This window comes from Neorhizobium huautlense (genome assembly GCF_030811685.1).
Classification (GTDB): domain Bacteria; phylum Pseudomonadota; class Alphaproteobacteria; order Rhizobiales; family Rhizobiaceae; genus Neorhizobium; species Neorhizobium huautlense_A.
Map to the genome: position 1 here is coordinate 305914 of NZ_JAUSRF010000004.1, position 12495 is coordinate 318408.

The following is a 12495-nucleotide window of genomic DNA, read 5'->3' on the forward strand; positions in this document are numbered from 1 at the left end:
CATGCCCTTTCTCGCACTTTCAAACATCAAGAAGAGCTTTGGCCAGACCCAGGTCGTGCATGATTTCAACATGTCGATCGAAAAGGGCGAGTTCATCTCCTTCCTCGGGCCCTCTGGCTGCGGCAAGACGACGATCCTGCGCATGATCGCCGGTTTCGAGCAGCCGAGCGGCGGCACGATTCATATCGCCGACAAGGACCAGACACGCCTGAAACCCAACCAGCGCAATATCGGCATGGTGTTCCAGGCCTATGCGCTCTTCCCCAACATGACCGTGTTCGACAACGTTGCGTTTGGCCTGAAAGTGGCAGGCCAGCCCAAGGCCGAAATCGAAAAGCGCGTGAACGAGATGCTGAAACTCATCCATCTCGAGCACCTCGCCGACCGCTACCCCTACCAGATGTCCGGCGGCCAGCAGCAACGCGTGGCACTGGCGCGTGCGCTTGCCCCGAAACCGCAGGTCCTGCTGCTCGACGAGCCGCTCTCCGCGCTGGACGCAAAGATCCGCGTGTCGCTGCGTGAGGAAATCCGCATGATCCAGCGGCAGTTGGGTATCACCACCGTGTTCGTCACGCATGACCAGGAAGAGGCGCTGTCGATCTCCGACCGTATCGTCGTCATGAATGCCGGCCGCGCCGACCAGATCGGCACCCCTTCGGATATCTATAATCGCCCGGCCACCCGCTTCGTCGCCTCTTTCGTCGGCACGCTCAACATCATCAAGGCGACCGTCGTCGATCCGTCAGCGTCGACCGTAACGGTTGGCGGCCAGACGCTTACCCTGCGTGAATCGATCGCCGACAAGACCGGTGGCGAAAAGATTTCGCTGGCGCTGCGCCCCGAAGCGGGTTCGATCGCCGAGGGTGCGAAGGGCGATACCGCGGTCACCGGCAAGGTCGTGTCCGCGAACTTCCTCGGCTCGGTAGTGCGCACCCGCATCGATGTCGGCGGCAACGTCATTTCCTTCGATATGTTCAATTCGCCGGATCTCGTCATGCCGACGCCGGACGAAGTGGTCACGCTGCGTTTTTCCGCCGGTGACCTTCTGGTCATCCGCGATTAATTTTAGCGACCCCTTGTGGAAAACGATGGTCACGCCGCATTTTGTGATCACCGATTGCGAAAAAACGTAAAGGGCCGTGAACGGCGGAAAAAGCCGCCCAAAAACGGCACTTGCAGCCGTTCGTGAGGATCGCTCACAAAGCCCGGTTTTCCGGGCTTTTCGCTAGTGCGAAAGATGCGGCAGCGCACAATAATTGTGGTGGTTGGAGAGCCCCGCCACACCGGCCAGCTACGCTAACCTGCTCGTTTTCGGGGCGTTTCTACCCTTGCAAAGCCAAAAACTTTTTGAGAGACCGGATAAAGGCACAGGAAAGAAAGGCAGGGTTTCATGCGGAACACCGACAGCGTTTCAATCTTCGAAATGTTTTCCGAGATCGCGGTGGCGATCAACGAAAACAGCCACCGTCTGGTGCTGTTGACGGACAAGGAAGGTCGCGGCGACCACGGTGCCGTGACGCCGGACATGTTCGACGCGATCGAAGCCGAACTTGCCGGCCTTGAACCGTCGGAATGGACCCCTGGCCGCTATTTCGACCTTGCCGCCGAAACACTTCTCACCATTCCGGGCGTCGCGCCCCGCCTTTATGCCAGCGCATTCCGCCGCGCCGGCAGCGCCCTGATGCGCAAACGCTCCATTCTCGCCGAGGATTTCGGCAGCGCCTTTGCCGCAATGGCCACCAGCTTTCGCGATCACGCCGAGCGGGAACCCGGCGGCGCGGAAATCGCCGTCGTGTGGCAACGTGCGGCAAAAGCCTATGCGATGGAATCCGCCGCCGGTGGCAAGCTGTCCGCCTGTCTGCAGGCCGCCACCGAGGCGGCCGAAGAACAGCCGGCCGGTTTTCCAAAACCCGGGGCTGGAGAACTCTCTTCCATCCTCGTCATTCGCGCCATGCGTGATGCGCTGAGCCAGGAAAATTGAATTTTTCGCAAATTCCCGCCATGCGGGTGTCACATGCCTCACCTAACGTCATGCCATGCACGATGACGATATCTCTCTGCCCGAAAACCGTGTTCGACAACTGATTGCGGATCACACCCCGCAATGGGCAGAGCTGCCCTGCGAGCGCCTCGCCTCTTCCGGCACGGACAATGCGCTTTACCGGCTTGGTGACGTGCTTCTGCTGCGGCTGCCGCGCCGAGGCCACGCCGTTGATCTGGCTCGCAAGGAACTGGACTGGCTGCCATATATGCAGGGCCTGCCGCTCGCCGTGCCGAACCTGCGATATCGCGGCACGGCCGACCTCGATCAACCTCTTGATTTCGGCATCTTCGACTGGCTCATGGGCGATATCGCCACCCCCGACAAGATCTCCGATCCGTTCCAGGCGGCAGACGATCTCGCCGCCTTCCTTCGTGCGTTACATCTGAAACATACCAAGGACGCGCCTCGATCTGGCCCGCTCAACAACCGCCGTGGCGTCGCGCTTGACGATCTCTCCGCCGTCACCCTGCCGGCCATCGACATTCTCGCCGACGAGATCGACAGCGAAGCGGCACACGCACTCTGGAAACGCGCCTGCACCCTGCCCTTGCCTGAACAGGCCGTGTGGCTTCATGGAGACCTGAAGGCCGACAATCTGCTTGCCCGCAATGGCCGACTTCACGCTGTCCTCGACTGGGGGCTCGCCGCCGTCGGCGATCCGGCCGCCGATTATGCCACCGCATGGGTCTTTATCGATCCCACAGCCCGTGACCATTTTCGCAAGGCGCTCGACTTGTCGGATGAGGACTGGCTGCGCGCAGAAGGCTGGGCGCTCTACGGCGCCGTTATCGCATTGAGCTATTACCGAGGCGGCCGCAACGAGGCCTTGTGCCGACAATGCCGGGTGACGTTGGATCGGCTCGGCTTGCTTCTCGCCTGAACGCCGCCGCCCCCTTGGCGTCACCCTCGGGCATGTCCCGAGGGTCTAAGCACGTCACCAAAATCGCGACGTAGCGGATGCTCGGGACAAGCCCGAGCATGACGACGTGGTGACGACGCGGCTCAGGCCGCCTCATCCTTGGCAGCACTTTGCGGCACATAGTTCAGCACCGGCCCCAGCCAGCGCTCGACCTCCTCGATCGCCATGCCCTTGCGGGCCGCATAGTCCTGCACCTGGTCGCGCTCCACCTTGGCGACGCCAAAATAGTAGCTGTCCGGGTGGCCGATATAGAGGCCGGAAACCGACGAGCCCGGCCACATGGCGTAGCTTTCGGTCAGCTCGACTCCGGTTGCCGCCGTCGCATCGAGCAGACGGAACAGCGTGTCCTTTTCCGTATGGTCGGGCTGGGCTGGATAACCGGGCGCCGGGCGAATGCCGGCATATTCCTCGTGGATCAGGTCTTCGTTGGCATAGGCCTCGTCCGGCGCGTAACCCCAGAATTCCTTACGCACACGCTGGTGCATGCGCTCGGCAAAAGCCTCGGCAAAACGGTCGGCCAGAGCTTTGACGAGGATCGACGAATAATCGTCATTGGCGCGTTCGAAACGTTCGGCGATCGCCACTTCCTCGATACCGGCAGTGACGACGAAACCACCGACGTAATCTTTCTTGCCACTATCGACCGGCGCCACGAAGTCGGACAGTGCCACGTTCGGACGACCATCGCGCTTCGAAAGCTGCTGGCGCAGCGTGAAGAAGGTCGCGGCCTCTTCGGTCCGGCTTTCGTCGGTGTAAACGCGGATATCGTCACCCACCGTATTGGCCGGCCAGAAACCGATAACGGCGCGCGGACGGAACCAGTTTTCGGCGATGACCTTTTTCAGCATCGCCTGTGCATCTGTCCACAGCTGGCGGGCCGCTTCGCCCTGCTTCTCGTCTTCGAGAATGGCGGGGTAACGTCCCTTCAACTCCCATGTCTGGAAGAACGGCGTCCAGTCGATATATTTCGACAGCTCTTCGAGATCGTAGGTTTCGAAAATCTTCGTGCCGAAAAACTGCGGCTTGACCGGGGTGTAGGCATCCCAATCCACCTTCTGGGCATTTTCACGGGCTCTGCTGAGCGGCAGGCGCACCTTCTCCGCCTCTGAGCGGGCATGCGCCGCCGCCACCTTGGCATATTCCTCGCGAATATCGGCGACATATTTTTCGCGGCCGTCCTGCGACAACAGGTTCGACACCACGCCCACCGCACGCGATGCATCGGTGACGTAAACCGTCTGGCCCTTGTTATAGCCCGGATGGATTTTTACCGCCGTATGGACACGGCTGGTCGTCGCGCCACCAATCAGCAGCGGGATCTCAAACCCCTGACGTTCCATTTCGGCAGCCACATGCACCATCTCGTCCAGCGACGGCGTGATCAGGCCGGACAGGCCGATGACATCGACCTTTTCGGCAATCGCCGTTTCGAGGATCTTTGTCGCCGGCACCATGACGCCGAGATCGATGATCTCGTAATTGTTGCAGGCCAAAACGACGCCGACAATGTTCTTGCCGATATCGTGGACATCGCCCTTCACGGTCGCCATCAAGATCTTGCCGGCAGCCTTCTTGTCCTCGCCGCCGTTGAGGCGCTTCTCCTCTTCCATGTAAGGCAGAAGAACGGCCACGGCCTGTTTCATCACGCGGGCGGATTTCACCACCTGCGGCAGGAACATTTTGCCCGATCCGAAGAGGTCGCCAACCACGTTCATGCCGGCCATCAGCGGGCCTTCGATGACATGCAACGGACGCTCGGCCTGAAGGCGCGCCTCTTCCGTATCGGCCTCGATATATTCGGTAATGCCGTTAACCAGCGCATGCGAGATACGCTCTTCCACGGAGCGTTCGCGCCAGGACAGATCCTGCACCTTGGCCTCGCGGCCGGGACCGCCACGGAAACGCTCTGCCACTTCCAGCAGGCGCTCGGTGCCATCGGCGCGGCGGTTCAGCACCACGTCTTCGCAGGCCTCGCGCAATTCCGGATCGATCTGATCATAAACGGCCAGTTGGCCGGCATTGACGATGCCCATATCCATGCCCGCCTGGATAGCGTGGTAGAGGAACACGGCATGCATGGCCTCGCGCACCGGCTCATTGCCGCGGAACGAAAAGGACAGGTTGGAAACGCCGCCGGAAATATGCACGAGCGGCATCTTTTCACGGATCGTGCGGGTCGCCTCGATGAAGTCGACGCCGTAATTGTTGTGTTCCTCGATGCCGGTGGCAACCGCAAACACGTTCGGGTCGAAGATGATGTCTTCCGGCGGGAAACCCGCCTGTTCGGTCAGGATCTTGTAGGCTCTGCTGCAGATCTCGACCTTGCGCTCATACGTATCCGCCTGCCCCGTTTCATCGAAGGCCATGACGACGACGGCCGCGCCATAGGAACGCACCAGCTTTGCCTGACGGACAAAGTTCTCCTCGCCTTCCTTTAGCGAGATCGAATTGACGATCGACTTGCCCTGCACGCATTTCAGGCCGGCTTCGATGATCTCGAATTTCGAGCTATCGATCATGATCGGCACGCGGGCGATATCCGGCTCGGCAGCGATCAGGTTCAGGAACTCGACCATCGCCTTCTCGGAATCGATCAGGCCTTCGTCCATGTTGATGTCGATGACCTGCGCGCCGTTTTCGACCTGATCGCGGGCGACGGCGAGCGCGGCGGTATAATCGCCGGCGGTGATCAGCTTGCGGAATTTGGCCGAACCGGTGACGTTGGTGCGCTCGCCGACATTGACGAACGGAATGTCCCTGGTGAGCGTGAAGGGTTCGAGACCCGACAGCGACATAAAAGGCTTATGTTCCGGGATCGGGCGCGGCTTGTGTTTGGCAACAGCTTCAGCAATCGCACGGATATGGTCCGGCGTCGAACCGCAGCAACCGCCGACGATGTTGACGAGGCCTTCCTTGGCAAAACCCTCGACCTGTGCGGCCATGATTTCCGGGGTTTCGTCATACTGGCCAAACTCGTTCGGCAGGCCGGCATTCGGATAGGCGCAGATGAACGTGTCGGCAACGGCAGACAGTTCCTGCAGATGCGGACGCATGGCGTCGGCACCGAGCGCACAGTTGAGGCCGATCGTGAACGGGTTGGAATGGCTGACCGAATCCCAGAAGGCGGTCGGCGTCTGGCCGGAAAGCGTGCGGCCGGAAAGGTCGGTGATCGTGCCGGAAATCATCACCGGCAGGGTGATGCCCTTGGCTTCGAAACGCTCGTTGCAGGCGAAGATCGCGGCCTTGGCGTTGAGCGTATCGAAAATGGTTTCGATCAGAATGATATCGGCGCCGCCATCAATCAGACCGTCGATCTGTTCGCCATAAGCGATGCGCAGCTCGTCGAAGGAAACGGCGCGGAAACCGGGATTGTTCACATCCGGGGAAATCGAGGCGGTCCGGTTGGTCGGGCCAATGGCACCGGCCACGAAACGGCGCTTGCCATCCTCGCGTTCGGCGCGCTGGCAGGCGCGGCGCACGATTTCCGCACCTTCCTTGTTGAGGTCGTAGACCGCGTTTTCCATCTCGTAATCGGCCTGCGCGATGCGGGTCGAGGAGAAGGTGTTGGTTTCGAGAATATCGGCACCCGCCATCGCATAGCGATAATGGATGTCCTCGATCGCCTGCGGCTGGGTGAGGATCAGAAGATCGTTATTGCCCTGCTGATGGCAGGCGCAGCCGATAAAGCGGTGGCCACGGAACTGGTCTTCATCGAAGCCAAGCCCCTGGATCTGCGTGCCCATGGCGCCGTCAAGCACGAGAATGCGTTCGCTGGCCGCCTTGCGCAGCGCTGCGAACACTTCGTTGCCGTCGCGGACTGTCCCTTCAGGACCGAAAACATTGTCGAACACGGCGCACTCCCTTGACGTCATCGATTTCAGGCATCCCAGATCACATAAAGATATCTTTATGTCAATATATGACGGATGTTATATGGGCCTTTCGCCATCAATTCCCCAAAGCGGGCCGATGACAGACTCATGGCTGCCCTATATAGGCAATCGGCAGATTGTTATGCACGAAATTGGAGGGACTTCATGGCATTGGCAGATCGCGACCTCGGCAACTGGACGAGCCGCACATACCATCGCGACTGGCTGACCACACAGGCCAACGGGCTCTTCAGCTTCTTCCAGCACAATTCCATCAACCCAAAGGGCGGCTTTTTCGATCTCGACGATCTTGGCCGACCACTCGACGCCGAAGGCCAGATCCGCAGCATCCATATTGCCGCGCGCGCCGTGCATTGCTTTGCCATCGGCACCCTGCTCGGCCGACCGGGCGCCTATGATGTCGTGGATCACGGCATGAACTATCTCTGGCATCACCACCGCGACCAGACGAATGGCGGCTATTTCTGGTCGCTCGACGATAACGGCCCGGTCGATGCCAACAAGCAGGGCTACGGCCACGCCTTTGTGCTGCTCGCCGCCTCCTCGGCCAAACTCGTCGGCCATCCGCTGGCGGACAAGATGCTGGCTGACATTACCGAGATCATCGACACAAAATTCTGGGATGAGGAACACGGCGCGATCCGCGAAGAGTTCACACCGGACTGGCAGCCGCTCGATGGCGGCCATTATCGCGGCCAGAATTCCAACATGCATCTCACGGAAGCGCTGATGGCCGCTTTCGAAGCAACCGGCGACGCTGAATATCTGCGCAAGGCAGAGCGCATTTCCGACCTGATCATCCGCCGCGCCGCCGGTTCGGTCGACTGGCGCGTCGCCGAACATTTCGACACCAACTGGACCATCGACAAGGCCTATTACCATCCGAACGAAATGTTCCGCCCGGCCGGGACCACGCCCGGCCACTGGCTGGAATGGGCGCGCCTGATCCTGCAACTCTGGGTGCTCGGGAATAAGAAACACGAATGGATGCCGGAAGCGGCCCGCGAGCTTTTTGCGCAGTCGATGGCGCTCGGCTGGGATACGGACAAAGGCGGCTTCTTCTACACGCTTGACTGGAACGACAAGCCGGAAAAACGCAACAAGCTGTGGTGGCCGGCCTGCGAAGGCGCCGGTGCAGCACACTTCCTCAATGAACACCTGCCCTCGGATTTCCACGAGGACAGTTATCGCAAAATCTGGAACGTCATCGAACGCCGTTTCATCGACCACAAACATGGCGGCTGGCATGAGGAACTGACCGAGGATCTCGTACCCTCGCATGACCTGTTTCCGGGCAAGGGCGACATCTACCACGCCCTGCAAGCCTGCCTGATCCCGCTTTACCCGGCCACGGGCAGCGTGACGCGGGGCATTCTCGAAGCCGGAACGCGCTGATTTCAAGAGACTGGCTCCCGCACTTCACGTTGCGGGAACCACCACCGCCCTCACGTGTTCTCCATCAACAAGAATGGAGAAGGCGTTATGCTACAGGCACTTGCCGAGGAATTTTCGCATGAAAGCCCGGTGCCGGTGCTCATCCTCGTCACCCGCATGTTCGGCGCCATGGTTCTTTGCGGGCTGATCGGCTTGGAGCGGCGCATCAACAAGAACATGGCCGGCCTGCGCACAAACATGCTGATCGGCCTCTCCGTCACCATCTTCACGCTGGTGACGCTTCACATCACCAACAATCTCGCGCCCGCCAACGATGCCATGCGCATGGACCCGATCCGCCTGATCGAGGCCGTCACCGGCGGCATCGCCTTTCTGGCGGCAGGTGTCGTGGTCTTCACGCGCGGTTCGGTTCAGGGGCTCACCACCGGCGCCAGCATGTGGCTGTCGGGCGCCATCGGGCTCAGCGTCGGGCTTGGCCTCTGGCTGATCGCGGCCATCGCCACCCTCGCTGGCATCATCGTGCTTTGGCTGGTGCGCCATAGCGAAGTGGCGCTGGGCATCAAGGACGATGAGAACGACGACTGAACCGCCAGTCGACAAACAAAAAGACGCCTGCCGCGACCGGCAGACGCCTTTTAAAAACCTCGATGAACCGATGGGATCAGACCTGTGCGACCCGGCATTCGGAAACGCGACGGGCCGACCCGTAATCACGCTTGAAGGAGGCGCCGGAAAAATCCTTGCGGGCAAACTCCGCCAGTTCCTTTTCGGTCAGCTGCAGCACACCGTCGGCAAAGGTGCCGGTGGCCGAAATGTCGTCCGTTACAGGTTCAGTGGTGGCAGGCTTGCTAAAGAACATGTTGGCTTCTCCCGTGTGCTATCCGAAACGCGCCTCCAGCGTTTCGGTTCCTCACTCTCTCCCAGTGAAGGTTAATAAATTAACCATTAAATTTAACGGAACCATGTCAGAAACGACATCTGACGAAAATGTTAGATCGTTTGCTTAACGAGACCTGCAAGACGGCGTATTTCGTCGGCCACCTGACGCAGGATTTGCGCTGCCAGAAGATCGGGAAAATCCGAGGATTCGCGCCGCAGCATATCGAGATCGGAAACGATTCCCGTCGGCAACGAAATCGCCCCCTCGCCCATATCGAGCAACTCACGCTGCGTCTCGATGGCCGCAGCCGCCCGCGCCACCAGAATCCTGCGCTGATGCGGCTTTACCGCGCCGATCGAGCCGGCGGCGGTCATCAGTTCCGCAACCAGCGCATTGGCCGCAGTAACACGATAATTCTGGTTGGCGCTTTCCATGGGGCTCCGTCGGGGCAGATTCGGCATTCAGGCACCTTGTTACCCTCACCTTGCCTGACCGAAGCTTGCGGCCAAGTTTTATGCCTTCGCGCCCAGAACTGGCCAGAAGCTGTCGCGCACCACCAGTTCGGGAATGACACGCTCCTGAAACGGCGGTTCGTCAGGATTGTCCATGCGCCGCTGCAGCAGCTCCACCGCCCGGTCGGCCATCACGATCGGGTCCTGCCGGAAGGTCGTCAGCCGGAAACTCAGCCATGCCGCTTCCGGTACGTCGTCGAAACCGATGACGGCGACATCTTCCGGCACGCGCAGACCACGCTCCTTGCGCAGATGGTCGATCACTCCGAATGCGATCAGGTCATTGGTGCAGAACACCGCATCGGGATGATCATCACCGGCAAACAGTTTTCGCGCGGCCGCCAGCCCCGTCATATAGTCCGATTCCTGCCCGCCTTCGACAACCAAGGTGCGACAGCCCGCCTTTTCAGCCGAGCTTACGAAAGCCGTTTCGCGCTCGCGAATGGCCGGCGTGCCGGAAGAGGATGTGGCGACCGCCAGATATGTGCGCCCTGCCCCCACAAAAGCGTCTGCCGCCTTGGCAGAGGCTTCCGAATTGCCGGCGCGGACATGGTCGGCATCCGCTTCCGATCGGCCGATCATCACCAGCGGCTGGCCATTACGCTGCGCCTCCTCGAAAAACGCCGCAGGCGGTGAGCCGGAAAGCACGATGGTGGCCTCGGCCCGGTGACCGATCAGCATTTTTTGCGCCGCCAACAATTCGGCTTCCGTCTGCCCGGTATTGATGAGGATCGGAATACTGCCGCGCCGGATCAGCGCCTTGGCAAGCGCCGCCGTCAGATGCGCACGAAAACCGAGTTCCGGTTTCATCGCCACAATGCCCACCAGCCGGCTCTGATTGTTCAGCACACCCCGCGCCAGATCGTTGACGTGATATCCAAGCTCTTTTGCCGCCGCCAGCACCTTTTCGCGGGTGGCGGGGGCAACGCTCGCCCCCTTGGTAAAAGTGCGCGATACGGCCGAGCGGGAAACCCCCGCCAGTTCAGCCACCTGCTGGGCGCTGACGAAGCGCATGCGTCCATTGTTTTTGGCGTCTTCGGTCATGGCAACCTCATTGTCCGACGCGCGACAGCACGTCGGCTTTCAAAAAGCGCTCCACCACGGCCATGAAGACCAGTGAGGGCACGAGAAGCAGAAGGGCGGTGATGGAAGCGATCTGGTAATTGCCGCCGGAGGCGGTCGTGTAGAGAAGCAGCGGCAGCATGTTGACGTCGGGCGCACCGACAAAATAGCTGCCGGTGAATTCGTCGAGACTTTCGAGGAAGACGAAGATGGCGCTGGCCATCAGGCCGGGCGCGGCCAGCGGCAGGGTCACGTCGCGAAAGGTGCGCAACGCCCCGGCACCGATATTGCGGGCTGCCTGTTCCAGTTCCGGGTCGATGGCTGAAAATGCGGCAGTGGCGATCCAGACGGCATAAACGAGACCGTGCGACACATGCACCAGAACCACGCCGGGGATCGTGCCGTTGAGGCCGATCTCGTAAAAGATGCGGGCGATATTGACGTAGACCGTCAGGTTCGGAAACGCCTGCGGAATGAGGAAGGCGAGCAGGATCACGCCCCGAAGCGGCAGTTTCAGCCGCGCCAGCGCATAACCGGCCGGGATGGCCAGAGCCAGCGACACGACCACCGTCAAAAGCGCCACGACCAGCGAATTGCCGAGCGATTCCAGCGCCCCGCCACGCGGCGCAAAAACCTTTTCCCAGGAGCTGAAACCGTATTCGAGCGGGAACGTGTGCGGAAAATACCATTTCTCCGTCACGGTCCACAAAAGCATGTTGAACAGCGGCCCGAAGATGAAAAAGGCCATCAGCCCGAAGACGATGCCGCGCGGCACCCACCACAGGGCGGAGAGATTGTTGCGCAAGGCGGTCATGTCCGCTCCTTGAGACTGATGCGGAGATAGATCCAGGCGACGGAAGAGGCGAGCACCAGCGAGATCAGGCCCAGCGCATTGGCGACGCCGTAATCGCCATAGGCATTGACGCGGAAGGCGATATCGGCGGTCAGCATGGTGGGAGACTGGGCGTTGATCATCAGCGGTACCGAGAGCACCGACATCATGGTGACGAAAGAGAGTATCAGCCCGACCGTCAGCGTCACCGCCACCTGCGGCACGATGATTTCAAACAGAACCCGCAGTTTCGATGCGCCGAGATTGCGCGCCGCCTCGATCGTGTCGCGATTGAGCGAGGCCATGGCACCGGCTACCAGCAGCGCCACGAAAGGCGTCTGTTTCCACACGAAGGCAAATACGATGCCGCGCCAGTCGAGAAAGCTCATCGTCTCCATCGGCGTCATCAGGCCAAGGCTGACGGCGGCATTGTTCATCATGCCGTTCTTGGCAAGGAAGGTGCGCATCAACTGCCCGACGACGATGAAGGGAATGAACATCGGCCAGCGATAAAGAAAGCGCAGAATGGAGACGGCAACCGGGTTGTTGCCGAGCGTCAGGTATCCGCCGATGGCGATCGAGGCGAGGCCGATCAGTACGGTCGACAGCGACACGATGACGACGGTGAAGATGATGTCCTTCGTGTAGAGATCGAAGGTTTTGACAAAGTTGCCCCAGCCGAATGCACCATCGACCTGAAACGCGCCGACTGCCGACATGATCAGCGGCAGAATGAACAACAGCGCGATCACCGCGAGTGCGGGCAGGACGAGAAGGAGACCGAGGAGACGTCTGGACATGGGTTTGCTCGCTGAGGCGACTGCACGTGATTTCTTCTTCAAGGGGTGACGCATTGCCGGAGCGGCGCCGCTTGCTCCCTCTGATCTCCCCCTTGAGGGGGAGATGTCACCGAAGGTGACAGAGGGGGGCAGGCAACGGCGCGGCATGACCGACCATC

The 12495-nt window shown here is 60.5% G+C and carries 11 protein-coding genes; 5 read left to right on the forward strand and 6 right to left on the reverse strand.

Annotation, left to right across the window (positions count from 1 at the left end; genetic code table 11):
• The first annotated feature begins 1 nt into the window (after position 1).
• The 3 genes from J2T09_RS08105 to J2T09_RS08115 all read left to right on the forward strand — a co-directional run bounded on the left by J2T09_RS08105 (position 2) and on the right by J2T09_RS08115 (position 2924).
• Complete coding sequence (locus J2T09_RS08105) at positions 2–1063, forward strand: ABC transporter ATP-binding protein (RefSeq protein ID WP_306833063.1); 1062 nt, start codon at positions 2–4, stop codon at positions 1061–1063.
• A gap of 327 nt (positions 1064–1390) precedes the next feature.
• On the forward strand, positions 1391–1981 hold the full coding sequence (locus tag J2T09_RS08110; protein WP_306833065.1) for a DAK2 domain-containing protein: 591 nt from the start codon (positions 1391–1393) through the stop codon (positions 1979–1981).
• Positions 1982–2036: 55 nt separating this feature from the next.
• Positions 2037–2924, forward strand: a complete 888-nt coding sequence (locus J2T09_RS08115; protein WP_306833067.1) for an aminoglycoside phosphotransferase family protein — start codon at positions 2037–2039, stop codon at positions 2922–2924.
• 122 nt (positions 2925–3046) lie between these two features.
• On the opposite strand, the gene metH is transcribed toward J2T09_RS08115, so the two are convergent.
• Positions 3047–6814 (reverse strand): methionine synthase, encoded by a 3768-nt coding sequence (gene metH / locus J2T09_RS08120; protein WP_306833069.1) that lies wholly within the window; start codon positions 6812–6814, stop codon positions 3047–3049.
• A 186-nt stretch (positions 6815–7000) separates the two neighbouring features.
• Here metH and J2T09_RS08125 point away from each other — a divergent pair, with 186 nt between their 5' ends.
• Together J2T09_RS08125 and J2T09_RS08130 are read left to right on the forward strand one after the other, a co-directional pair.
• Positions 7001–8251: an AGE family epimerase/isomerase gene (locus J2T09_RS08125; RefSeq protein WP_306833071.1), complete on the forward strand. Its 1251-nt coding sequence runs from the start codon at positions 7001–7003 to the stop codon at positions 8249–8251.
• 87 nt (positions 8252–8338) lie between these two features.
• Positions 8339–8836: an MgtC/SapB family protein gene (locus J2T09_RS08130; protein WP_306833073.1), complete on the forward strand. Its 498-nt coding sequence runs from the start codon at positions 8339–8341 to the stop codon at positions 8834–8836.
• Between the two features lie 76 nt (positions 8837–8912).
• On the opposite strand, the gene J2T09_RS08135 is transcribed toward J2T09_RS08130, so the two are convergent.
• From J2T09_RS08135 to J2T09_RS08155, 5 genes are all read right to left on the reverse strand, one after another.
• The gene (locus J2T09_RS08135; protein WP_306833074.1) at positions 8913–9110 is read right to left on the reverse strand and encodes a hypothetical protein; all 198 of its coding nucleotides are present in this window, start codon (positions 9108–9110) and stop codon (positions 8913–8915) included.
• A 131-nt stretch (positions 9111–9241) separates the two neighbouring features.
• Positions 9242–9592, reverse strand: a complete 351-nt coding sequence (locus J2T09_RS08140; protein ID WP_306833076.1) for a hypothetical protein — start codon at positions 9590–9592, stop codon at positions 9242–9244.
• A gap of 51 nt (positions 9593–9643) precedes the next feature.
• Positions 9644–10687 carry a LacI family DNA-binding transcriptional regulator gene (locus J2T09_RS08145; protein WP_306833078.1) on the reverse strand — a complete coding sequence of 348 codons (1044 nt, stop codon included), beginning with the start codon at positions 10685–10687 and terminating at the stop codon, positions 9644–9646.
• A 7-nt stretch (positions 10688–10694) separates the two neighbouring features.
• The gene (locus tag J2T09_RS08150; RefSeq protein WP_306833080.1) at positions 10695–11519 is read right to left on the reverse strand and encodes an ABC transporter permease; all 825 of its coding nucleotides are present in this window, start codon (positions 11517–11519) and stop codon (positions 10695–10697) included.
• Positions 11516–12337, reverse strand: a complete 822-nt coding sequence (locus J2T09_RS08155; protein ID WP_306833082.1) for an ABC transporter permease — start codon at positions 12335–12337, stop codon at positions 11516–11518. The genes J2T09_RS08150 and J2T09_RS08155 overlap by 4 nt, the downstream gene beginning before the upstream one ends.
• Positions 12338–12495 lie beyond the last annotated feature (158 nt).